We start from the raw sequence: 23,459 nt of genomic DNA, 5'->3' as shown, positions 1-23,459 counted from the left end.
AAAAGACTAGAAAAGAATAATGTCGTCTGAGGTGTCGCTCGATTTCCTCCCCATGAGTTCATATTGTTCTTTTGAAATACAGTATTGTTCGACGCGCCGACGCATTTCCCCTATGTCGACATAGGCGTCTATTCCTTCGTTTCTCGCTTGAGTACCTGCATCACTAATGTAGTCTGTAAGATCCTTCATTGAATTGATTACTGCATTGATAATTTGACTTACTCGATCCTGAAACTGGAAAGCGACGATCATTTTGTTTATTTCCATACGCATTTCTATCAACATTTTGATAGCCGTTGCTTTTTGTTTTACGTCGGTATTTTCGTCAAATAGCAGGCCTTCCTGAGCCTTTTCCAATTCCTTTATCAAATTGTCTGCTTCGTTGCGGACATCTTGCGCAAGAACCTGCATATTCAAAGTGCGGATAATGATGCGTTTGATATTTTGCGCGCTATCTTTTGAATGATTGTTTATCGCCTCCCGGGCGGTTGTTTCGTGGATAGACTCCCCTGCCTTAATCAAATCGTGCGTATAGCGCTGCACTTTCTGAATTTTTTGGATAATGTCGTGCGGAAGATTGTGGCCTAGTTGGGATGGTTCTATCAGGTTCAAGGTTTGCGCTAAACAGCCAAAGCCACGTGTCAGAGCATCGATACCGTCCGTCAATTGGTGATTGGCGATCTCTAGTTGTTCTATCAGCAGGGGAAATATCGCCACACATGCCTCGTCGATGGCAAGAAAACTATGTAGCCCTGTATTGACGGGGACAGCCATATCCAGCACGGTCATATCATTCTCCATTTATAGCCAATAAGTAGTATTTTGTATGAAATAATTCGGCAACAATTAAAATTTGCACAGTATTTCACATTTAAAATGTGATGCATTTCCTGTAATTGTGAGGAAAGCGTGTAATTGGTTTGAATCTATGTGCTTGAGTACTTTTTAGGGGATTAACGAAGAGTTGCACAGTATTAAGGTTTGAAGGCCGCTTCCAAGCCGGTTTAATATCCGGAACGATTACCTAAGGCCAATCACAATCGGCAGCAGGAGTATGAATCTGTGCGCTTAAAAGCAATAAATATTGCGTCAAACGACTGGGATAATCCGCATTTACTCACACATTATTATCCCGAGGATTTGCCTGAGGATTGGCGTCTTGATTACTATGCCAACGAATTTTCAGCAGTCTGGGTGCCAGAAGAAAAATGGCGAGGTGTGCCAAAAGCGGTGAGTGAGTCGTGGCTGGAAGCCGTTGATGGCAAGACGGGCTTCTTGTTTGAGGGCGCGAGCCCTGCGGATCAGGTCAGTTTAACGGAAACGTTTGGCGAGCTATGTATCGGTTTCGTTACCTTACCTGTAAATAATGGCAAGTCTGTGCAAAAGGTCGATGTATCATCACCCCCAGATTGCCTACAAGATCAGTTGAAGGTATTGCGCGTGAAACTAGCGGCGGGAAATGATGGTCTACGCGCGCTACGGCGTGATCTTGAGCAAGTATTTCCGGTCACCCAACTCAAAATGCCCCTGGTTGTAGTGCTGGAAACCGAGCTTGAATTTTCAGAGGCTGCGTCATCGGTACAAATTCTGCTTGAACTGATGGGGTATACTGTTTAGGGTTTCAAAAACAAACATTTAATGAATTCAGGGTAGAAAAACTTGGTGACAAGGAAGGCAAACGACGAATCGCTACTAGTCGACATGCGCGATGTGAGTTTTTATCGTGGCACGCGGGCGATTCTCAATGGCCTCAATATTCAGATTCCTCGTGGCAAAGTAACGGCTATCATGGGGCCAAGCGGAACCGGGAAAACCACGGTATTGCGCCTGATCACGGGCCAGCTCAAACCTGCCACTGGCAGCGTCACTGTCGAGGGAAAAGACGTCACGTCGCTAAGTCGTAGCGAGCTTTATGCACTGCGCCAACGCATGGGCATGATGTTTCAGACCGGCGCTTTGTTTAACGACCTTAGTGTCTTTGAGAATGTGGCTTTCCCCATCCGCGAACATACACAGCTGCCTGAGATACTGATCAGAGATCTGGTGTTAATGAAACTGGAGGCCGTGGGTCTGCGTGGCGTGAAGGATTTTATGCCTAGCGAATTATCCGGGGGTATGGCCAGACGGGTTGCGCTTGCACGTGCGGTGGCGCTTGACCCTACCATGGTACTCTACGATGAACCATTTACCGGGCAGGACCCGATAACGGTTGGCGTCATCATGAAACTCATACGCTTGCTCAACGACAGCCTGGGTTTAACCAGCATAATTGTTTCCCATGACGTGCAGGAAGTGGCAAAGATTTCGGATTATCTCTATGTGATTTCAGACGGCAAGGTGGTGGAGCAGGGAACACCGAGCCAGTTGTGGCATTCTGACTCAAAATGGGTACAACAATTTCTCAACGGTTTGCCGGACGGACCGGCGGCCTTTCACTATCCCGCGTGTGATTTAGCGGATGACCTGATGGAACGGAAACAATAGGCGCATGCTGAATTGGTTGGAATACATAGGCGGGCACGGACTTTCCTTTTTTGAGCGACTGGGTCGCGGACATCTGTTTTTGATTTCTGCGCTGCGGGCATTTCCGGGTTTACTCGGGCAGCGCAGGCAGCTTGTACGGCAAATGTTTAATGTTGGGGTACAAAGTACTCAGATCGTCGCGATATCAGGTCTTACCGTAGGAATGGTTCTGGCTTTACAGGGTTATTACACGCTCGTGGACTTTGGCGCTGAAGAGGCCTTAGGGCAGGCGGTGGCACTTTCTTTGGTGAGAGAAATGGGGCCAGTGCTAACGGCATTATTGTTCGCTGGCCGGGCAGGTTCTGCGCTGACCGCGGAAATCGGTTTGATGAAAGTAACAGAGCAATTGCCAGCGATGGAAGTTATGGCGGTAGATCCTTTTAAGCGAGTGATCGCGCCGCGTTTTATAGCCGGAATCGTTTCTCTCCCAATGCTGGCGTGTATTTTCAGCGCAGTTGGGGTATTCGGTGGGTATATGGTTGCGGTCGGCATGCTTGGTGTTGATAGCGGTGCGTTGATGGGGCAAATGCAGTCCAAGGTGGATTTTTGGGATGACATCTGGAATGGCGTGGTGAAGAGCATGGTGTTCGGTTTTGTCGCAACCTGGATTGCGGTTTTTGAGGGCTATGATGCACACCCAACCACTGAAGGCGTCAGTTCAGCGACAACGCGTACGGTGGTCCATACCGCGTTTGCTGTGCTGGGCCTGGATTTTATTCTGACCGCACTGATGTTCGGGGGAGTCTAGATGGATCAAAAGCGAATGGAAATCTTTGTCGGCGGCTTCGTCGCCGCAGGCATAGCCGCCCTGGTAGTGCTGGCCTTACAGGTGAGTAATCTGGCCGGATACGATGAAGGTGATACCTACGATATTGAAGCGCATTTTGAGAATATCGGTGGTCTAAAGGTCAGGGCGCCGGTAATGTTGGCAGGTGTGCGGGTGGGGACTGTAGCGTCGGTTTCACTTGATACTCAAACATTTGAGGCAGTTGTCACTCTGGCTATCGATGACAAGTACAAGGTGTTGCCAATTGATACCAGCGCCTCGATTTTCACGGCGGGCCTACTTGGTGAGCAATATGTGGCTCTTGAACCAGGTGGCGACGAAAAGTTGCTGAATGATGGCGACAAGGTCAAATTGACCCAATCAGCTATCGTGTTGGAGCAGGTGATCGGTCAGGTTTTATTTAGCAAAGCAGCAGGTAATGAATAGGTTTTTCCCCTTATTAGCCGGACTGGTGTTCACGTTTTCGGTTCACGCGCAGGGCGTTCCCCTTAATCTCGATACGGCTATCGAGCGAGCGCTACAACACGATCCCCGTATTTCGGAAATGGAAGCATTGGTGCGCGTTGCGGAAGCGACCTTGGCGGAAGTGGATGGTTATGGTGGGCTGCAATCCCAGGTTTACAGCTTTGTCGGTCTTTCTCCCGGCTTAACTGGCGGTTTGTTTTTAAGCGACAACTGTGGCGATCAAGCTGCTTGTGTCAATCGTCGCGACCGTTACACCCTGGCGGAAGGCATTTCGCCCTGGAGTTATACGGATTTCCGCATCATAAAGCCGCTGTATACCTTCGGTAAGCTGGAAAACTATCGAGACGCCGCAGGAGCAGACATCAAGATCAAGCAACAAACCGTACGCCTGCAAAAGGGCGACACGGTTTACGAAGTCAAGAAGGCCTATTTTGGATTTCTCGCCGCTCGCGACACTGAATTGTTTTTGGAAGACATGAAGTCCCGCTTGCAGATCGCCGCCGACAAGGTCAAGAACTGGTTGGATGAAGGCGAGGGTCACGTAAAACAATCGGATTTGTTTGCCCTGCAAGCGGCTTTAGGTCTGGCGGATGCTTATATTTCCAAGGCTCAGGCCTTGAAAAAGATCGCCATGGCGGGTTTGAAGGTCTTGACCAATTTTGGTGCAGAAGAATCGATTGAAATTCAAGACACACGAATCACGCCCGTGGCCTTGCCAGGGGGTGAGTTAGCGGAATGGCAAGGCAAGGCGCTAACGCAGCGCCCTGAAATGAACCAACTGCGTGAAGGCTTGAAGGCGAAGCAATCGCTGGTGTTGGCCAACAAAGCAATGAACAAACCTAATATCGTTGCCGGATTGGGCGGTATGGTTTCCTTTTCTCCTGGGCGTGATCGACTGGACAATCCGCATATATACGATCCGTTTAACGATTGGGGCGGTACGCCCTTTGTAGGATTGCAGTGGGACTGGAACGGCGGCCTGAAAGACGCCCGCGTGGCCAAAGCACAGGCCGAACTCGATGCGTTAATGGAAAAAGGAGCACTTGCGCGCAAAGGGATTCCTTTCCAGGTTGAAGAGAGTTACAAACAGGTGCACGCATTTTATTCTTCAGTCGCAAGTCTCGAAAAAAGTGCCCGTTCGGCACGGCGCTGGATGATAAGTACCTATACAGATTTTGAAGCGGGCCTGGAACAATCGGACAAAATAGTGGGTGCGTTTCAGGGATATGTGCTCACCTATACAGAATATCTTCAAAGTGTATTTCACTATAATATGCACGTGGCTGAGTTGGCGCGGGTGACGGGAGAAATGTGATGAAGAACGGAATTTTGAGTTGCTTCTTGCTGGTAAGCATGTGCTTTTCCACAGCAGTGCTGGCTGAGCAGTCACCGCAGGATATGGTTAAATCGGTGTCTGAAAAGACCATTGCCAAACTCAAGCAGGATAAGGCCTTAATCGCCAAAGAACCGGAGCGACTTTACGAGCTGATTAAGGAGTATGTGCTTCCACACTTTGATTTCGAACGCATGTCGAAATGGGTGTTGGGTAAATACTGGCGTCAGGCTACCCCGCAGGAACAAAAACGTTTTATCGAAGAATTTCGGACACTGCTGGTGCGCACGTATGCAACCTCGCTGGCAGACTTTGCCGAACAGAATATCAAGTTTCTGCCTTTTCATGACGACCTGGCCTCGGGCGAGGTGACAATAAAATCCGAAGTCGAGCAGCCGGGTAGTTTTCCGGTGCCGATTAATTATCGCCTGCACAAGATCGCAGATGGATGGAAAGTCTTCGACGTGACGATTGATGATATCAGTCTGATCTCTAATTACCGCACCAGTTTTTCCAGAGAGATACGTACGGCGGGAATCAGTGGATTGATCGATCAGTTGGCAGCGAAAAACAAAAAGGCTATGCAGTGAGTAGTGTCCGTCTCGACACGCTGGCGATGGGACATTATCGCGTCATTGGCGATCTGACCTTTGAAACTGCAAACCAGGCCTATTCCTTGGCGCGCCAGATCTTTCAAGATAATACAGACGTTTTGATTGATGTGGGAGAAGTAAAACGTATAGACAGCGCGGGTATCGCCTGCTTGCTGGAATGGATACGCGAAGGACGTATGCACGAAAGCGAGGTTTTGTTTGAGAATATCCAGCAACAACTGACCATGCTAATCCGTGTATCTGGCCTGGAGCGCCTGATCAAGGTTGCCGCATAGCGTTGTCAACTGTGGTACCATTGGCCGCTGTGTTTACCGGGTTCGGATGGTGTAATGGAAGTCTCTGATATCAAACGCTTGATCGAAAATGGTATACCGGAAGCCGATGTTGAGGTTGCCGGTGAAGGTTGTAATGCCCGTGTGCGAGTTGTCAGCCCCGCGTTTGAGGGCAAGAACAAACTGGCGCAGCAGCGCATGGTCTATGCCTGTCTTGGGGAAAAGATCGCCAGCGGCGAGATTCACGCCCTTTCCATCAAATCATTTACACCAGAACAATGGCAGGCATTCCCTGATAAGCAGAATGTCATATAAGCGGATCTAACTGCCTGAAATGAAAATCAATCCTCATAATTAACCGGATCAGCTATGGATAAACTAGTTATCAGTGGCGGGCAACAGCTCAACGGCGAGATACGCATTTCGGGGGCAAAAAATGCCGCTTTGCCGATATTGGCGTCCACTTTATTGGCAGAGACGCCTTCGGTTATTGCCAATGTGCCACATCTCCAGGATGTGACTACCACCATGGAATTGCTGGGCCGTTTGGGTGTGCAACTCATTGTCGACGAGAAAATGAGTATCGAGGTAGATGCCAGCAATGTGACTAGCCGCGTTGCCCCCTATGAGCTAGTCAAAACCATGCGTGCATCGATATTGGTGTTAGGTCCATTGGTCGCACGCTTTGGTCAGGCAGAAGTGTCCCTGCCAGGTGGTTGCGCAATCGGTACCCGCCCAGTGAATTTACATATCAAAGGGCTCCAGGAAATGGGAGCCACGATCGATGTGTCTAACGGTTATATCCGTGCAGAGTGCAAACGCCTAAAAGGCGCCCGTATATATATGGATGTGGTGACCGTAACCGGTACCGAGAATTTATTGATGGCGGCAACCCTGGCGGAAGGAACCACCATACTGGAAAACGCCGCACGCGAGCCTGAAGTCGTTGATCTGGCGAATTTCCTGATCAAGATGGGCGCGAAAATTACCGGTGCGGGCACAGACACTATTGTTGTTGAGGGTGTTGAACGCCTGAAAGGTGCCCACCATAAGGTGCTTCCTGATCGTATCGAAGCCGGGACGTATCTGGTCGGTGCAGCCATTACTGGCGGGCACGTCAAATTAAAAGATGTAGATCCGGATTGCCTGGATTCCGTACTGGCGAAACTGAAAGAAACCGGTGCCAAAATTGAGATTGGCGAAGACTGGATTAGTCTGGATATGCAAGGTAAGCGTCCCAAGGCAGTAGATATTCATACCGCGCCGCATCCGGCGTTTCCGACCGATATGCAGGCTCAATTTGTTGCTTTGAACGCAATAGCCGATGGCGTTGCCACGGTAACTGAAACCGTATTTGAAAATCGCTTCATGCACGTGCAGGAACTACAGCGCATGGGTGCCGATATTCGACTTGAAGGGAATACCGCGATTGTTAAAGGCGTAAAGCGTTTGACCGCAGCGCCGGTTATGGCGACCGATCTGCGCGCATCGGCCAGCCTGGTTTTGGCGGCACTCAAGGCGGAGGGAGATACCTTAGTCGAACGTATTTACCACATTGATCGCGGATATGAGCGCATTGAAGAAAAACTGGCTATGCTGGGGGCGAATATTCGTCGCGTTCCATAGCGCCTGAACAAAGTAAAGACTCATGAAAGACAACATCATTATTGCCCTGTCCAAGGGACGCATTTATAAAGAAACCGTTCCGCTTCTGGCCCACGCAGGAATAGAGCCTGCCGAAGATCCGGAAAAAAGTCGTAAGCTGATTTTGCCTACCAATCTCGACAACGTAAAAATCGTCATCGTGCGCGCCTCAGATGTACCGACATACGTTGCCTATGGCGCGGCGGATATTGGCGTGGCGGGTAAAGATGTGTTGCTTGAACACCCAAGCGACAGTATTTATGAGCCTTTGGATTTGCAGATTGCACAATGCAAACTGATGACGGCCGGCGATCCGAAACACAAACCCACAGGAACGCGTTTCAAAGTCGCCACCAAATATGTCAATTCTGCAAAGGCATTTTATGCGTCCAAAGGTCAGCAGGTCGAAATCATTAAGCTCTACGGTTCTATGGAACTTGCGCCTATTGTTGGATTGGCCGATGCGATAGTTGACGTGGTCGACACTGGCAACACACTGCGCGCAAACGGTCTGGAACCGATGGAAGAGATTGCCGACATCAGTTCTCGTCTTATCGTTAACAAGGCCTCGATGAAAATGAAATCCAATACCGTAAAGGCCTTTATTCAGCATTTGAGTGAGGCGGTTGACCGCATGGTCAAAGCCCAGGGGTGATACATGATTGATATACGCCGACTAGATTCAAGCGATACGTATTTTTGGCAGGACCTGGAAACACTGATTTCCTGGGAAGGGGTATCCGATGATCGCGTCAATGATACCGTTAAACAGGTGTTGACCGAGGTGCGTACTCGTGGTGATGCCGCGGTCGTGCAATACACCAATCGTTTCGATCGCATGCAGGCCAAGTCGATACACGATTTGGAGATTTCACAGGACGAATTGCATCAGGCATTAACACGCCTTGATGGAGAGACACGCAAGGCGCTGGAACAGGCTGCCGAACGTATTCGCGTTTACCACGAACGTCAGGTCGGTGAATCCTGGAGTTATACCGAAGACAACGGCACCATGCTTGGCCAGAAGGTTACGCCTTTAGATCGCGCCGGGCTTTATGTCCCTGGCGGAAAGGCGGCCTATCCTTCGTCGGTTTTGATGAATGCGATTCCAGCGAAAGTCGCTGGTGTGCCCGAATTGATCATGGTCGTTCCGACACCGGATGGCGAAAAGAATCAATTGGTATTGGCCGCGGCGGCAGTAGCTGGCATCGATAGAGTTTTTGCGGTTGGTGGTGCACAGGCTGTAGGCGCCTTAGCCTATGGGACCAAAACTATACCCGCAGTGGCCAAAATCGTTGGTCCTGGCAATATCTATGTTGCCACCGCCAAGCGCATGGTCTACGGTACTTGCGGTATCGATATGATTGCCGGTCCTTCGGAAATCCTGGTGATTTGCGATGGCAAGACCGATCCGGACTGGATAGCCATGGACTTGTTTTCCCAGGCCGAGCACGACGAAGATGCCCAGGCGATATTGATTACCGATGATGAAGATTTCATCAACGCGGTGCAGGAAAGCATAAATCGTCTGTCTCAGGAGATGGAACGCAAAGACATCATTACTGAGTCGCTGACCAATCGTGGCGCGCTGATCAAGGTGAAAAATCTTGATGAGGCGGCCGAGGTCTCGAATTTTATCGCGCCTGAACACCTGGAATTGTCTGTCGAAGATCCCATGAGTTATGTCGAAAAGATTCGTAATGCGGGCGCGATCTTTATGGGACGCTATACCGCCGAGGCCTTTGGTGATTACTGCGCTGGTCCCAACCACGTTTTACCCACATCGCGAACAGCGCGCTTTAGTTCACCGCTAGGTGTTTATGATTTCCAGAAACGCTCAAGCCTGATTATGGTTTCGCAACAGGGTGCGGCAGAACTGGGTAAGATTGCCTCAAAACTGGCCCGCGGCGAAAGCCTGACCGCCCACGCGCGATCGGCTGAGTACCGCATGCACAAGTAGGATAGGTGTCGTTTTATTAGGCACTCGAATGTGCCCTACGCTAAAACCCATGAGTGATTTCACCAAAAAATTGATACGCCCCGACATCCAGGCCTTGTCCGCCTATCATGTCGCCGACGCTAGTGGCATGATCAAGCTCGATGCCATGGAGAATCCCTACACTTGGGATGAGGCCATGTTGCGTGAGTGGCAGGCCGAGTTGGCGAACACCAGTGTTAATCGCTACCCGGACCCGGCGGCTCAAATGTTATCACACCAAATTCGCGAACAATTAGATCTGCCGGACAGTGTGCAGCTGATGTTTGGTAACGGCTCTGATGAACTCATCCAGATTATGGCAATGGCTGTCGCCGAAGCGGGAAGAACGGTGCTAGCACCAGAGCCTAGTTTCGTGATGTACAAGATGATTGCAACCTTCTGCGGCATGTCTTATCGCGGCGTACCTCTTAAAACAGATTTTTCCCTCGATTTGGATGCCATGCTGAGCACAATTGAAGAAACCCAGGCAGCACTGGTATTTCTCGCCTATCCGAATAATCCGACGGGTAATCTGTGGGATCGCGAGGTAATTGATCAAATTATCCAGGCAACACCTGGCCTGGTGGTAGTGGACGAGGCCTATAACGCCTTCGCCGACGACAGTTATCTCAATGATCTAGGCCTATACGATAATCTTGTGGTGATGCGCACCTTCTCCAAGATGGGGCTGGCGGGTCTGCGCCTAGGTCTGTTATTCGGTAGCCGTGACTGGATTAGCGAGTTTGATAAGGTCCGCCTTCCTTATAATATAAACACCTTGACCCAGCAGACTACGGCCTTCGCCCTGCGCCATCAGGCGGTTTTTGACCAGCAAACAGCGAACATCCGTGCTGAAAGAGGCAAAATGCTGGATGGCTTGAAGCTTCTGCCTGTACAAGTCTTCGACAGCCAGGCCAACTTCATTTTGCTGCGCACCCCCGAAGGGAAGGCCAATAATATCTTTCAGGGCTTGAAAGATCGCGGGATATTGATTAAAAACCTCAACCCGGCGGGCGGCTTGCTAAAAGACTGTCTGCGGGTTACCGTTGGCAAACCCGAGGAAAATGCCGCTTTTATGGAGGCTTTGGCACAACTGGTGTAGGAAAACATGGTGACCATGTGTTTTCTCAGCGGCAGTAGCTCCTGTTCTTCGCGGACATACTATATATATGTAGAGACACTGCTTGTCAGTGTCCAGAGAGATTTCAAAAAGGTAATCGACAATGGCTGAACGCAAAGCCGAGGTAAAGCGCGACACCCTCGAGACCCAGATCAAGGTTTCGGTGAACCTGGATGGCCAGGGTAAGGGAACCTTCGATACTGGCGTGCCCTTTCTGGAGCACATGCTGGATCAGATCGCCCGTCACGGCATGATGGATATCGACATCGTAGCCAAGGGTGATTTACACATCGATGCGCACCACACCGTGGAAGATATCGGTATTACGCTTGGCCAGGCAGTTGCCAAGGCGATTGGTGATAAAAAAGGCATTCGTCGCTATGGTCACGCCTATGTGCCCTTGGATGAGGCGCTCAGTCGCGTGGTTATCGATTTTTCTGGCCGACCTGGTTTGGAATTCCATGCGCAATTCCCGGCGGGTTCCATCGGTACCTTCGATACCGAGCTGTTTTTCGAATTTTTCCAGGGCTTCGTCAATCACGCCCAGGCGACGCTACACATCGATAATTTGCGCGGACGTAATTCGCATCACATCGCTGAAACCATTTTCAAGGCCTTCGGTCGCGCGGTGCGTTTTGCGCTGGAGCGCGATGAGCGTATGGCTGGTGTGATTCCCTCAACCAAGGGCAGCTTGTAATACGATTATGTCCAGCATAGCGATTATTGATTACGGCATGGGCAATCTGCACTCGGTTGCCAAAGCGCTTGAACATGTTGCCGATGGTCACAAAATTACCGTCACGAGTGATCCCGCGATTGTGGATGCGGCGGATCGTGTGCTCTTTCCTGGTGTGGGCGCGATGCGTGACTGTATGGCAGGGCTGAAAGAATTGAAACTCGATGCAGCGATTCGTCGCGCGATTGATTCGCGTCCGGTGTTTGCGATTTGCGTGGGCATGCAGGCCTTGATGGATATGAGTGAGGAGAACGATAACACTGAGTGTCTGGGTGTGTTTCCAGGCAAGGTGCGTTTCTTCGGTACGGATATGCGTGATGCTAGCGGCCAGCGGTTAAAGGTTCCGCACATGGGCTGGAATCAGGTACGCCAACGTGTAGATCATCCGATGTGGTCGGGTATTGAGCAGGATACACGTTTTTATTTTGTGCATAGTTATTACTGTGAGCCACAGGATGAAAGCATTATTGCGGGTAGTTGTGACTACGGTAAAAGCTTCGCTGCGTCTTTGTATCGCGATAATTTATTTGCGGTGCAGTTTCATCCGGAGAAGAGTCACAACGCTGGTTTGCAATTGTTAAAGAATTTTACGACCTGGTCTCCGTAAGTAGGAGAGTTTAGTCAGAGGAGAAGGTTCGCTTTTTTGAAACTCGCTGTGAATACATCCATGTAAGCTCGACGGCCGCGTCCATGCGGCCGTCGGTTTCAAAAAAGCGAACCTTCTCCTCTGACTAAACTAGCTGATTTAGAGACTCAGTGGCGACTCATCGTGAGTTGCAAAAAGCGGTTTTAGTTGTTGTGGGATTACCACTGAACTAGTTGCTTTGGGAAGGGGTAGACGTTTGCAAAACCGTCGGCCGCATGGACGCGGCCGTCGAGCTTACATGGATGTATTCACAGCGAGTTTTGCAAACGTCTACCCCTTCCCAAAGCAACGACCCAAGGCACAATGAACGAGGAAACACAAAAATGCTAATCATTCCCGCAATTGATCTGAAAGACGGCAAGTGTGTTCGTCTACGTCAGGGGGAAATGGACGACGCGACAGTCTATGGTGATGACCCAGTACAAATGGCTGCGCAGTGGGTGGAAAAAGGCGCGCGTCGTCTACACCTGGTTGATCTAAATGGCGCATTTGCAGGCAAACCCATGAACGCACCGGTAATCAAAGAGATTACTTCCGCCTTCCCCGACGTACCTGTACAGGTGGGCGGCGGCATACGCGATGAAGAGACCGTGCAAGCCTATCTCGATGCTGGCGTTCAATTCGTAATCATCGGCACCAAGGCCGTAAACTCACCACACTTTGTTGAAGACCTGTGTATTGAGTTTCCCAATCACGTCATTGTCGGTTTGGATGCAAAGAATGGAAAAGTCGCGGTAGACGGCTGGTCAAAGCTATCAAACCACGACGTCATCGATATGGCGCAGCGCTTCGAGCGCATGGGTGTGAACAGTATCATTTACACCGACATCGGCCGTGACGGCATGTTGAGCGGTGTGAGCATGGAATCAACCGTAGAACTCGCGCGGGCAATAACCATACCCGTGATTGCCTCCGGCGGTGTAACCAATCTTGATGATATTCGCAATCTTTGTGCTGTCGAAGGTGAGGGTATTACTGGCGTCATTACTGGCCGCGCAATTTATGAAGGTACACTCGATTTCGTAGAAGCTCAAAAGCTCGCGGATTCATTGAACGGAAATTAACGTGACACTAGCAAAACGCATTATTCCCTGTCTTGATGTCGATGCTGGCCGTGTGGTGAAAGGCGTAAACTTCGTCGACATCCGCGATGCCGGAGATCCGGTGGAAGTCGCCAAGCGTTATAACCAACAGGGTGCGGATGAAATAACCTTTTTAGATATTACCGCCAGCTCTGATCAACGCGAGACGATGGTGCACGTGGTTGAACAAGTCGCTAGCGAAGTGTTTATACCGCTCACCGTTGGTGGCGGTATTCGTGAAAGCAAAGACGTACGTCGCATGTTGAACGCCGGTGCGGACAAAGTGTCAATAAATACTGCAGCGGTGTTTAATCCGGATTTCGTCAAAGAGGCCTCAGACAAGTTCGGCGCGCAATGTATTGTTGTTGCCATCGATGCGAAAAAAGTTTCGGCAGAAGGTGAACCTAAGCGTTGGGAAATCTTTACCCATGGTGGACGCAAGCCTACCGGACTCGATGCCATCGAGTGGGCGCAGAAAATGGTTAGCAATGGCGCGGGTGAAATTTTATTAACCAGCATGGACAGAGACGGTACCAAAATCGGTTTTGATCTCGAACTGACGCGTGCGATTAGTGATGCGGTGAGCGTGCCGGTGATTGCCTCTGGTGGCGTTGGTAATCTTGATCATCTTTCCGATGGCGTAATTAAAGGCGGCGCCGATGCGGTTCTTGCCGCGAGTATTTTTCACTTCGGTGAATACACTATCGAACAGGCCAAGCGTCACATGCAGGCGGCGGGTATTGAGGTAAGGTTGTAATGGCGGATTGGCTCGACGAGGTCAAATGGGATGACAAAGGCCTTGTGCCCACGATCGCGCAGGATGCGGAGACAGGCAAGATTATGATGGTGGCGTGGATGAATCGTGAGTCACTGTCGTTAACCCGTGAGAAGAACGAAGCGGTGTATTTTTCCCGTAGCCGCAACAAATTGTGGCATAAAGGCGAATCCTCCGGGCATGTGCAAAAGGTCAAAGAGATACGTCTTGATTGTGATAACGACGTAGTGCTGTTGAAGATAGAACAGCAGGGTGGAATAGCCTGCCATACCGGTAGAGAAAGCTGTTTTTTTAAACGCCTCGATGGCGACAACTGGAACGAAGTGGAGCCGGTGTTAAAAGACCCGGGTGAAATCTATGGCTGAGTCAGATATTCTGATGGCCCTCGCAAGAGTGCTTGAAGAACGCAAGAATGCATCATCGGATTCGTCCTACGTGGCGAGTTTGTATAAGAAAGGCACCAATACCATTTTAAAAAAAATCGGTGAAGAGTCTGCTGAGACAATAATCGCCGCCAAAGAAGGCAATCCAAAGGCGCTGATTTACGAAATGGCAGACCTGTGGTTTCACTGCCTGGTGTTGCTATCGGAGCAGGGTTTAGGCCCTCAAGACGTATTAAAAGAATTGGAGCGTCGTTTGGGCCTGTCTGGCCTGGAAGAAAAGGCGTCGCGTAATATATCGAATAAACATTGATATTGGAGAAGTGAGATGGGTGGAATTAGCATCTGGCAATTATTGATTGTTTTGGTAATCGTACTGGTATTGTTTGGCGCCAAGCGATTGAGAACCGTAGGTTCTGATCTTGGAACTGCGGTCAAAGGTTTTCGTTCTGCGATGAAAGATGGCGAAAACGCGGAAAAAGAAAAAGATCGTATTGAACAGAAAAGCGCCAGTGACGTCATTGACGTTGAGGTGACTAAACGCGAAGAAACAAAAGCCGAATCCAAGGACAAAAGCTGAACTGAGCGACACGCGATATGTTTGATATCGGATTTTGGGAGCTCTGCCTAATCGGAGTGGTCGCGCTGGTCGTGGTCGGTCCCGAGCGTTTGCCTGGATTGATCAAGAGTACCGGCTATTGGTTGGGTCGGGCCAGGCAGATGGCTGCCAATGTCAAAAGTGAAATTCAGTCCGAAGTTGATAAGGCGGAACAGCTCAAGCGTTTGATGGAAGAGCAGGAAGAAATTGTAAAGCGCCATACCGAGCTCGAAGCTCGGCGACTCATGCCGGAAATAGAACAATCCGAAAAAAATGATGCCCCTAAAGCGAGCCCCCAGCCGGTTTCAGTAAAGTCAAAGATAGAATCTGAACAGCAGCAACAGCAAGAGCAGAAAACCAATGGCTAAACCGTCGATACCTCAGTCGGAAATGCCGTTGGTATCTCACCTGATTGAATTACGAAATCGACTTATGAAGGCTGTTGTAGGCATACTGATTATTTTTCTTGCCTGCGTTCCGTTTGCCAACCAACTCTATACTATACTTGCTGCGCCTTTGCTGGCACATCTGCCGGAAGGCGCTTCTATGATAGCGACTAAAGTCGCATCGCCATTTTTTACGCCGTTTAAACTAACGATGGTGTTATCTATCTTTCTGGCCATGCCGTGGATTTTGTTTCAGGCCTGGGGATTTGTTGCTCCCGGCTTGTATCGCCATGAACGTCGCATGGTGTTTCCTTTGCTGGCCTCCAGCACCTTGCTTTTCTATCTAGGCGCGGTATTCGCCTACTACGTGGTATTCCCGCTCGTGTTTGGATTCTTTACCAGTGCAGCGCCAGAAGGCGTGACGGTGATGACGGATATCAGCGAGTATCTGGATTTCGTGTTGAAAATGTTTTTTGCTTTCGGTTTGGCCTTCGAGGTACCTATCGCGACTATCGTACTGGTGTGGATAGGCGTGACGACGCCAGAAGATCTTAAAAAGAAGCGGCCATACATAATCGTCGGTGCGTTTGTAATCGGTATGTTGTTAACGCCACCGGATGCTATATCTCAAACGCTGCTCGCGATTCCGATGATCATCTTGTTTGAGATGGGACTATTTTTCTCACGTGCCTTTGTGCGCAAATCGGAAGAACTGCCAGAAGAAGAAAATGCAATAAAGGAAAAGGCCACTGAACCTGTCACGACGAAAGAACCGGAAACTGTAGCCGAGGCAGAAGAGCGTTTTGCGGAAGAACACCCGGACACATGGGAGCAATACCATGGCGATGAATATGAAATGACGGACGAAGAGTTTGAGCGTGAGTTTGATCGCGCCGAGTCGGATGAGCATGATGACAAGAAGCCGTAATTTCTAGCGTCTGATTACAAAAACATTCCAATCCCGAGCGATAAAGTACCTTCTCCAGGCGCGACCTTTGTTTCCACGCGTATTGTGGCCTGATTGTGACGCTTGATTGTTGCGCCAATAACTAAATGAAAAAGGTGTTCTTGGGCGAGCTGCGCATTGCGTTTGTCTCTGTCTATTCTGTTAATGAGTGTGGTGGTTGCTCCCGGTACGCGAAAATCAGAAACTTCACTTGAGCTACGGACGAATGAAGCCTCAGCCCCTATGTAAGGAAATAGCTCTATCGTTTCCAGTTTAATGTGATTGGTAACGACAGCACCCGCTACAGCCATATAGATGCGTCCGTCAAATGAGGCCAGATAGTCGCCCCATTTTTCACCAAGATCGATATGTAGTTGATAGCGATAAAAATCCGTAACGTAGGCCTTGCCATAAACGCTAATAAAGGTGTCAGGATATACTTCCTGTGTAATTCGGCCTCCACCACCAGCAAAAAAAGGTGCGTGAACAACGGCCTGTACATCGTTAAATAGTCCAACATCGGCGAATACACTCATGTCTTCGCCAAAATACATATTTCCCCGCAACAACAGGTTGTAGCTTGTGATATCGCCAGTTAGCTTGCTTCCGGTGAAGGGATTTGCCGGGTCCAAAAACAGGCTATCTACACCCTGGAGTATGCCTGAGGAGGTGATATCCAAGGTGCGGATTTCCTCTTCGAGTATCACAGAGAAGTGGTAGTTAAACTTGTTATCAAAGCGGTATAGATTGCCACTGTCTATGGCCATCGAGGTGTTCGACAACAGATAACAGCATACGAATAATGCTAGAAGTGCCGCTTTATTCACTGGTACCTCATTGCTATTGAAAGCTGCCAATAAAGTCGCGGGCAATCTGTTTGGCAGATTTGATCGGCGCTAATTGCCCGGATCAATCTTCTTGTTCGCGCTTTCTTGTTTCAGTTAAATTTAGGCAATGGACGTTGCGCTGTTTTTGCTTTTAGAGCGATGCGTTCACCGCGGCGCAAAACGTCTATTTCTATTACAGAGCCTGGTTTGGATTTGGCTATCTCATTCAGTGCCTGTTTGCCGTCCGCAATCTCATCACCATTGATTTCAACAATGATGTCACCAGGTTTCATTCCGGCAGAGTCGGCCGGCCCATCTCGTAACACACCGGCTACTATAACACCTTTCACGCTTCTTAAACCGAATGACTCGGCTAGTGCCGGCGTTACGCCTTGAATCTCTATGCCAAGCCAGCCGCGTATAACATGGCCGTGTTCGATGATTTGTTCAGTGACTTCTTTCGCGTAATTGACAGGAATGGCGAAGCCTATGCCTTGCGATCCGCCGCTGCGACTGAATATCGCGGTATTGATACCGATTAAATGTCCAAATGCGTTAACCAAAGCGCCACCGGAATTACCAGGGTTTATTGCTGCATCGGTCTGGATGAAATTTTCAAATGTGCTCAGACCGAGGCGATCCCGCCCCGTCGCACTGATGATACCCATTGTGACCGTTTGACCGACGCCGAAAGGATTGCCTATGGCAAGCACAACGTCACCGACCTGGATCAGGTCAGACTGACCGAGTGTAATCGTGGGCAAGGCACCAATAGCGACTTTTAATACCGCAATATCAGATTCGGGATCGGTGCCTATTACGCTGGCTGCGGAATTGCGTCCGTCTTTTAGCGCAACCTGTATCTCATCTGCGCCCTGTATGACATGGTGATTGGTGAGAATATATCCCTGATCGCTGATAATTACGCCCGAACCAAGGCTGGTTTCGAGTCGTTCTTTCGGAATTAGAGGGTAGTCTTCGTCGAAGAAACGTCGAAAAACGGGATCATCTTCGAAATTCTTCTCTGGCATTTTCTTGGTTGTATAAATGTTCACAACCGATGTTGCAGCAAAATCTACTGCCTTTGAATAAGAGATGACGCTATTCTGTTGTTCTCGATAGGATGACAGCAGATCTTTTGCGTCGTCGACTGAAACCTCATTAAAACTTACATCGGGCTTGGACCCAAGGAAGTAGGCCACTACAAACGCAGCGGCAACACCGATCAATGTATACTTGATCAGGGTTCTGATGGTTTCTGGGTCGCGCTGGTCGTCTGTCATAGTAGGGCCTCTGGAAAGCTTATCGACACTTTACCAAAAACTTATATAGGATACATGAAATATTCATAGAACCACGGGAAGGAAGGGCATGGCATCAACAAGCGAAATTGTTCGCTATACAAATCATTTGCTCGATATTGGTAAATTTAAGGACTATTGCCCCAATGGTTTGCAGGTCGAAGGTCGTAGCGAGGTCGGTCATATTGTCTCAGGCGTTACGGCTTCGCAGGCATTGCTTGAAAAGGCTATAGAAGCAGATGCTGATATGGTGTTGGTGCATCACGGATATTTCTGGCGCAGTGAAGACCCTGCCATCACGGGAATAAAGCGTCGGCGTGTACAGTTATTATTGCAGGCTGATATCAATTTGCTTGCGTATCATTTGCCTCTGGATGCGCACCCGGTTTATGGTAACAACGCACAACTTGCGCACAAGCTCGGTATTACCATGCTCGGTACGTTAGATAGTGCAGAATTGGTTATGTATGGGCAACTGCAAAAGCCTTTGTCAGCCGATGCCTTTGCACAACATCTGTCCACACAATTTTCGCGTGACGCGCTGCATATATCTGGCGGAAAACAACTGATTTCATCGGTAGCATGGTGTAGCGGTGGAGCTCAAAATTATTTTGAGCATGCAATTGCTGCAGGCGTTGATGCCTATATTACAGGTGAAGTTTCAGAACAAAATTATCATTTAGCAAAGGAATGCGGAGTGGATTTTTTTGCAGCAGGTCATCATGCAACTGAGCGCTACGGTGTTCAGGCCTTAGGTGAACATCTATCGAATCACTTCGCTATAAAACATACTTTTGTTGACATTCCTAATCCGGTTTGACCATAAAAAAAGAATATTAGTAACTATTAAATAAAAAGCAGCGCCGTATGTGTGTCGTTAGTGGTTGCTAATTTTGTAGGTGGTTGCTTTTGCGTAATCTTTTTGTGTGATTGCGAGAAAGAATTAACGCACTAAATTGCTCGAATTATTTTTTTAAACTCGTTGACAATTCGCTTGGACTTAGACTAGCATCCTTAGCCACATAGATTTCTTTGATATCTCGCTATAGTTAATTAATAAGCATTTTCTGATATTGAGTTTTTGCTGAAAGCAAGAGGGGGGATCTCAATAGTCAGCGATACATATCAGTACGGCCCATTAGCGCACGGGAGTGTGCGTTATTACGTCTAGGGCCCTGGCGCTAATCGTTGAGAAGTATTTTTAAAACTGCATGAGACATTGCGGTTGAGGTTTTTCTTTTTTTGAGGATTTGATTGTGGTTGCACAATCTATTTGAGGATGGAGTATGCAAGCGAAAAAGTTTTTTTCTGGTTTGCCTGTTTTTCGAATCAGACATACAAAAGGAGCAGAAAGGACCGTGAAGATGCGTAGTTTTTTGTCTATATTTGCATTGCTGGCGGCGGTGTTATTAATGCCGATTTCGGCTATGGCCGAGCTGCCTGTTCCGGCGCATATCAAACCGCCTGTCGGTGAACATCAGGGTGAGAATGTCCCTCAGCCGATTGAGTTTCCGCATAATCGGCACGTGAAGGACATGAAGATCAACTGCATGTACTGTCACACCTATGCACGTCGCAGTAAGGTTGCCGGCATTCCGCCCACCAGTAAGTGTATGGGCTGTCACTCTGTGATCGCGACAGACAAGCCGCGTATTCAAACCTTGACCGAATACTGGGAAAAAGGTGAATCGCCCCGTTGGAAGAAAGTGCATGACGTACCAGACTACGTGCACTTCACTCATGAAAAACACATAAAACGTTTTGTATTTAACGCTGATTTTCCGGTAGAAGACGTTCAGCAGGTTTGTGGTCTTTGTCACGGCGAAATCCGTGAAATGACGGTCGCGGAAAAGAAAAAGCCGTTGAATATGGGATTCTGCCAGCGATGCCATCAAGCCAATGGTGGTCCGGGTGACTGCTGGAAGTGTCATAAGTAGCGGCGTTGCGAAAGATTACAAAGGTGAGCAATATGAAAAGCGTGAAAGTTAATCGCAGAAGTTTTTTGAAGATGCTCGGTTGGGGTGGTGCTGGCACCGCGCTGACCGGGTGTGATTTGCCGACCACGATTACGTTGGAAGAAGGCAAGGAAGAAGTCGTTTCTTATCTGTTACCAGAAGAATATGTTATTCCCGGCATTGGTGTGTGGTACGCCTCGACGTGTACACAGTGCGATGCCGGTTGCGGCGTTCATGGACGTGTTCGTGAAGGACGTGTGCTGAAAATTGAAGGTAACCCTGATTCACCTGTAAATAACGGCAAGACTTGCATGATGGGTCAAGCAGGTGTTCAAGGCCACTATAATCCCGATCGCATAACCGTGCCAATGGTGCGTAAGGGTAACAACTTGCAGCCTGCCAGTTGGGAAGAAGCCCTGGGTGAAATAGGCAAGCGTATGAGTGGCGTTTCGGGAAATCGTTTTGCCTTCGTGACAGGATCAATAAGTGGTCACCAGTCTGTTCTGGTTTCCGAATACCTGAAGGCTGTCGGTTCGCGTAACCATGTTGTGTATGAAACAATCAATACCACCATCTGGCAAAAAGTTTGTGGCGACATGCTGGGTGACAGCATGCCCAGACTGCGCATCGATAAAGCGCAAGCAATTTTGTCACTCGGTGCAGATTTCCTGGGAACCTGGATGTCCCCCGTTATGATGGCGGGTGAATATGCAAAATTCCGCAAAGGTAAGCGCGGCGTTTTGATTACAGTTGAACCAAGAATGACGATTACGGGTGGTAACTCGGATTTGTGGTTAACCGCTAATCCAGGTTCTGAAGGCGCGCTGGCATTGGGTGTTGCTAATTTCATCGTCGAACGCGGCTGGAACAAGGTTGACGTATCTGCAGACGTGAAGAGCAAACTGGCGCAGTACAATCTTGAGAAGGTCGAGGAAATTACAGGTATTGCGGCCAGCAAGATCAAGCGCATTGCCAGTCTTCTCGGTGAACATTCGCCAGCATTGGTATTGGCAGGGGCTTCAACAGCCGGTCACGAACATGGCTATGAATCCGTATCCGCGGCAATGTTGCTGAACATAATTACTGGCGCAGTTGGCAATACAATCGAAGCCGGAACGAGTTTTCCTGAAGGCGCTTTGCAAGCGAAAAGTGGCGGCACTTCTGATATTCGTGAATTGGCGAAAGGCCTGGCTGCCGGACGTTTTGATGCCATGTTCTTCTATGGTGCAAACCCAGTCTTTAACGCGCCGAAAGCGCTCAACATTGAAGAAAACATTGAGCGCGTAAAGTTCAAAGTCGCGCTGTCCTCATTCCCAGATGAGACAACTCTGAAGGCTGATGTGGTATTGCCTCTTCATTCTTATTTGGAAGACTGGGGTACTCATGTTGCTGCTTATCAAAACGGAACTGCGTCATTGAGCTTCCAGCAGCCTCTGATGGAACCGCTGCATAAAGATACTCGTGGTTTCGGTGACGTCATGCTTGGCCTGTTAAAGGCGAAAGATGCCGGTTACAAACAGTTCAATGATTACTATTCTTATTTGCGTACCGCCGCGAAGAATATGCCTGCGTCTGTGGCAAGTGGTCTGGGTTCTGATAGCGGCTGGAACAATCTTTTACAGAAAGGCGTAGTCGAAGCCAAAGGCGTTAAGGGTAAGCTTACGGTTAACATGAGCGTTGCAAATGTAGCCGGACACGAAAAGCGTACTGATTTTCCTATGCACCTGGTGCCATCCGCGCGCTTGGGTTTATGGGATGGACGCCATGCAAACCTACCGTGGCTGCAGGAAGCGCCGGATCAGATATCTAAAGTGGTTTGGGGATCTTGGGCAGAATTACACCCTAAGACTGCTGCGGAACTCGGTGTTCATAACGGCGACGTTGTGAAGATTACTTCAGCCAGCGGTTCGGTCGAAGCGCAGGTTTACACACATAAAGGTATTCATCCCGAAGCGATTGCTTTGCCTATGGGGCAGGGGCATACCGCTTATGGTCGTTATGCTAAAGACCGCGGCGTTAGTCCTATGGCTATCATGGACGCGCTGGCGGATAAGAAAACCGGTGAAATTGCCACTCATGGGACCCGCGTAAAAGTGGAAAAAACCACTAAGCATCAGGTTCTGGTCAAGATGGGTGGAAGTGAGACACAAATGGGTCGTCGCTTTGTGCGCACGGTCTCCGCCGATGTCTTGCGACGTACAGAGGAGGCCTAAGGTATGTCGTTTAAAAATGTACTCGAAAATCTCTCTAGTTTTCGTAAGGACGCTGAAGATGGTGGGCATCATACATATGAACACCGCTTTGCAATGGCAATCGATCTGGATATTTGTATCGGCTGTAATGCCTGTTCAACAGCGTGTTATGCGGAAAACAATCTAGCAATCGTAGGTAAAGAACGTTTTGAACGCGGTCAGGCTATGCACTGGATGCGTATCGAGCGTTACTGGGAAGATGATGATCAAGACTTTCCAGAGCAAGGTGCGCAGTTTCTACCCATGCTTTGTCAGCAGTGCGGCGCCGCAACCTGCGAACCGGTCTGTCCAGTAGCGGCGACATATCATACGCCGGACGGACTGAATGCTCAGGTTTATAACCGCTGTATCGGTTCACGTTATTGTTCGAATAACTGCCCGTTCCGCGTACGTTACTTTAATTTCTGGTCTTACTATCAGCCATCAGGACCTGAAAATTTTAATTCATGGCCAGAACCTTTGAATCAGCAACTGAATCCTGATCTTTCGGTTCGTGATAAGGGTGTAATGGAAAAGTGTACTTTCTGTGTCCAGCGTATCCGTACCGCGAAAGACAAGGCCCAACGTGAAGGACGAGCGCTACAGGATGGTGATGTTGTCACTGCCTGTGCTCAGGCCTGTCCGACCAACGCCATTGTCTTTGGTGACACCATGGATCCGAACAGCAGGGTGACACAGCTGTGGAAAAAACAGGAAGTCAAACGTGGTCCATATACAACAAAAGAACCAAAGGCAAATCCGGAAAAACGTGGTTACCGCGTCTTCGACGAACTGAACGTCGATCCTTCTATCATGTACCTCGAACGGGTACGTGAGACAGAAGTTTAACGTTGAATAGA

General features: G+C 49.1%; 27 protein-coding genes and 1 pseudogene. 25 read left to right on the top strand and 3 right to left on the bottom strand.

The genetic code is table 11. The features are described from left to right. Positions 1 to 6 precede the first annotated feature (6 nt). On the bottom strand, positions 7 to 789 hold the full coding sequence (locus OEZ43_00755) for a hypothetical protein (protein MDH5544087.1): 783 nt from the start codon (positions 787 to 789) through the stop codon (positions 7 to 9). 273 nt (positions 790 to 1,062) lie between these two features. On the opposite strand from OEZ43_00755, the gene OEZ43_00750 reads away from it, so the two are divergent. The 21 genes and pseudogenes from OEZ43_00750 to tatC all read left to right on the top strand — a co-directional run bounded on the left by OEZ43_00750 (position 1,063) and on the right by tatC (position 16,072). Further along, positions 1,063 to 1,617, top strand: coding sequence for a hypothetical protein (locus OEZ43_00750; protein MDH5544086.1), 555 nt, complete (start codon positions 1,063 to 1,065; stop codon positions 1,615 to 1,617). Between the two features lie 45 nt (positions 1,618 to 1,662). Beyond that, positions 1,663 to 2,484: an ATP-binding cassette domain-containing protein gene (locus OEZ43_00745; GenBank protein ID MDH5544085.1), complete on the top strand. Its 822-nt coding sequence runs from the start codon at positions 1,663 to 1,665 to the stop codon at positions 2,482 to 2,484. A 4-nt stretch (positions 2,485 to 2,488) separates the two neighbouring features. Continuing rightward, positions 2,489 to 3,271 (top strand): lipid asymmetry maintenance ABC transporter permease subunit MlaE, encoded by a 783-nt coding sequence (gene mlaE / locus OEZ43_00740; GenBank protein ID MDH5544084.1) that lies wholly within the window; start codon positions 2,489 to 2,491, stop codon positions 3,269 to 3,271. Next, a complete protein-coding gene (gene mlaD / locus OEZ43_00735) occupies positions 3,272 to 3,736 on the top strand; it encodes an outer membrane lipid asymmetry maintenance protein MlaD (protein ID MDH5544083.1) in 465 nt (154 codons plus the stop codon). Beyond that, the gene (locus tag OEZ43_00730; protein ID MDH5544082.1) at positions 3,729 to 5,090 is read left to right on the top strand and encodes a TolC family protein; all 1,362 of its coding nucleotides are present in this window, start codon (positions 3,729 to 3,731) and stop codon (positions 5,088 to 5,090) included. The genes mlaD and OEZ43_00730 overlap by 8 nt, the downstream gene beginning before the upstream one ends. Next, positions 5,090 to 5,698 carry an ABC transporter substrate-binding protein gene (locus OEZ43_00725; GenBank protein ID MDH5544081.1) on the top strand — a complete coding sequence of 203 codons (609 nt, stop codon included), beginning with the start codon at positions 5,090 to 5,092 and terminating at the stop codon, positions 5,696 to 5,698. The genes OEZ43_00730 and OEZ43_00725 overlap by 1 nt, the downstream gene beginning before the upstream one ends. Continuing rightward, entirely contained in the window at positions 5,695 to 5,997 is a 303-nt protein-coding gene (locus OEZ43_00720) for an STAS domain-containing protein (protein MDH5544080.1), read from the top strand. The genes OEZ43_00725 and OEZ43_00720 overlap by 4 nt, the downstream gene beginning before the upstream one ends. Before the next feature lie 54 nt (positions 5,998 to 6,051). Beyond that, a complete protein-coding gene (locus OEZ43_00715) occupies positions 6,052 to 6,309 on the top strand; it encodes a BolA/IbaG family iron-sulfur metabolism protein (GenBank protein MDH5544079.1) in 258 nt (85 codons plus the stop codon). A gap of 54 nt (positions 6,310 to 6,363) precedes the next feature. Continuing rightward, positions 6,364 to 7,620, top strand: a complete 1,257-nt coding sequence (gene murA, locus OEZ43_00710; GenBank protein MDH5544078.1) for a UDP-N-acetylglucosamine 1-carboxyvinyltransferase — start codon at positions 6,364 to 6,366, stop codon at positions 7,618 to 7,620. 22 nt (positions 7,621 to 7,642) lie between these two features. Then, positions 7,643 to 8,293, top strand: a complete 651-nt coding sequence (gene hisG / locus OEZ43_00705; GenBank protein MDH5544077.1) for an ATP phosphoribosyltransferase — start codon at positions 7,643 to 7,645, stop codon at positions 8,291 to 8,293. 3 nt (positions 8,294 to 8,296) lie between these two features. Continuing rightward, the gene (gene hisD, locus OEZ43_00700; GenBank protein ID MDH5544076.1) at positions 8,297 to 9,598 is read left to right on the top strand and encodes a histidinol dehydrogenase; all 1,302 of its coding nucleotides are present in this window, start codon (positions 8,297 to 8,299) and stop codon (positions 9,596 to 9,598) included. A 49-nt stretch (positions 9,599 to 9,647) separates the two neighbouring features. Continuing rightward, positions 9,648 to 10,718, top strand: coding sequence for a histidinol-phosphate transaminase (gene hisC, locus OEZ43_00695; protein ID MDH5544075.1), 1,071 nt, complete (start codon positions 9,648 to 9,650; stop codon positions 10,716 to 10,718). 121 nt (positions 10,719 to 10,839) lie between these two features. Further along, positions 10,840 to 11,433: an imidazoleglycerol-phosphate dehydratase HisB gene (hisB, locus tag OEZ43_00690; protein MDH5544074.1), complete on the top strand. Its 594-nt coding sequence runs from the start codon at positions 10,840 to 10,842 to the stop codon at positions 11,431 to 11,433. Between the two features lie 7 nt (positions 11,434 to 11,440). Next, positions 11,441 to 12,079 (top strand): imidazole glycerol phosphate synthase subunit HisH, encoded by a 639-nt coding sequence (gene hisH / locus OEZ43_00685; protein ID MDH5544073.1) that lies wholly within the window; start codon positions 11,441 to 11,443, stop codon positions 12,077 to 12,079. 362 nt (positions 12,080 to 12,441) lie between these two features. Further along, entirely contained in the window at positions 12,442 to 13,182 is a 741-nt protein-coding gene (gene hisA, locus OEZ43_00680; GenBank protein MDH5544072.1) for a 1-(5-phosphoribosyl)-5-[(5-phosphoribosylamino)methylideneamino]imidazole-4-carboxamide isomerase, read from the top strand. 1 nt (position 13,183) lies between these two features. Then, positions 13,184 to 13,957, top strand: coding sequence for an imidazole glycerol phosphate synthase subunit HisF (gene hisF / locus OEZ43_00675; GenBank protein ID MDH5544071.1), 774 nt, complete (start codon positions 13,184 to 13,186; stop codon positions 13,955 to 13,957). After that, complete coding sequence (hisI, locus tag OEZ43_00670; protein ID MDH5544070.1) at positions 13,957 to 14,340, top strand: phosphoribosyl-AMP cyclohydrolase; 384 nt, start codon at positions 13,957 to 13,959, stop codon at positions 14,338 to 14,340. The genes hisF and hisI overlap by 1 nt, the downstream gene beginning before the upstream one ends. Continuing rightward, complete coding sequence (locus tag OEZ43_00665; protein ID MDH5544069.1) at positions 14,333 to 14,668, top strand: phosphoribosyl-ATP diphosphatase; 336 nt, start codon at positions 14,333 to 14,335, stop codon at positions 14,666 to 14,668. Before hisI ends, OEZ43_00665 begins: the two co-directional genes overlap by 8 nt. Positions 14,669 to 14,683: 15 nt before the next feature. Continuing rightward, positions 14,684 to 14,935 (top strand): Sec-independent protein translocase subunit TatA, encoded by a 252-nt coding sequence (gene tatA / locus OEZ43_00660; protein MDH5544068.1) that lies wholly within the window; start codon positions 14,684 to 14,686, stop codon positions 14,933 to 14,935. Positions 14,936 to 14,952: 17 nt separating this feature from the next. Then, positions 14,953 to 15,321: a Sec-independent protein translocase protein TatB gene (gene tatB / locus OEZ43_00655; protein ID MDH5544067.1), complete on the top strand. Its 369-nt coding sequence runs from the start codon at positions 14,953 to 14,955 to the stop codon at positions 15,319 to 15,321. Further along, a pseudogene (tatC, locus tag OEZ43_00650) lies at positions 15,314 to 16,072 on the top strand (twin-arginine translocase subunit TatC). Before tatB ends, tatC begins: the two are co-directional and overlap by 8 nt. Positions 16,073 to 16,281: 209 nt before the next feature. Here the strand turns inward: tatC and OEZ43_00645 are convergent. Together OEZ43_00645 and OEZ43_00640 are read right to left on the bottom strand one after the other, a co-directional pair. Continuing rightward, complete coding sequence (locus tag OEZ43_00645) at positions 16,282 to 17,112, bottom strand: hypothetical protein (GenBank protein ID MDH5544066.1); 831 nt, start codon at positions 17,110 to 17,112, stop codon at positions 16,282 to 16,284. A gap of 110 nt (positions 17,113 to 17,222) precedes the next feature. Continuing rightward, complete coding sequence (locus OEZ43_00640; protein MDH5544065.1) at positions 17,223 to 18,395, bottom strand: trypsin-like peptidase domain-containing protein; 1,173 nt, start codon at positions 18,393 to 18,395, stop codon at positions 17,223 to 17,225. Positions 18,396 to 18,483: 88 nt separating this feature from the next. On the opposite strand from OEZ43_00640, the gene OEZ43_00635 reads away from it, so the two are divergent. The 4 genes from OEZ43_00635 to OEZ43_00620 all read left to right on the top strand — a co-directional run bounded on the left by OEZ43_00635 (position 18,484) and on the right by OEZ43_00620 (position 23,448). Further along, positions 18,484 to 19,233 (top strand): Nif3-like dinuclear metal center hexameric protein, encoded by a 750-nt coding sequence (locus OEZ43_00635; protein ID MDH5544064.1) that lies wholly within the window; start codon positions 18,484 to 18,486, stop codon positions 19,231 to 19,233. A 544-nt stretch (positions 19,234 to 19,777) separates the two neighbouring features. Continuing rightward, the gene (locus OEZ43_00630; protein ID MDH5544063.1) at positions 19,778 to 20,350 is read left to right on the top strand and encodes a cytochrome c family protein; all 573 of its coding nucleotides are present in this window, start codon (positions 19,778 to 19,780) and stop codon (positions 20,348 to 20,350) included. Between the two features lie 32 nt (positions 20,351 to 20,382). Further along, positions 20,383 to 22,581 carry a molybdopterin-dependent oxidoreductase gene (locus OEZ43_00625; protein ID MDH5544062.1) on the top strand — a complete coding sequence of 733 codons (2,199 nt, stop codon included), beginning with the start codon at positions 20,383 to 20,385 and terminating at the stop codon, positions 22,579 to 22,581. Positions 22,582 to 22,584: 3 nt separating this feature from the next. Continuing rightward, positions 22,585 to 23,448, top strand: a complete 864-nt coding sequence (locus OEZ43_00620; GenBank protein ID MDH5544061.1) for a 4Fe-4S dicluster domain-containing protein — start codon at positions 22,585 to 22,587, stop codon at positions 23,446 to 23,448. Positions 23,449 to 23,459 lie beyond the last annotated feature (11 nt).

The organism is Gammaproteobacteria bacterium (genome assembly GCA_029881255.1).
Lineage (GTDB): Bacteria > Pseudomonadota > Gammaproteobacteria > S012-40 > S012-40 > JAOUMY01.
The sequence above is the reverse complement of the archived record's forward strand: the minus strand, read 5'-3'. Positions and strand labels throughout refer to the sequence as shown.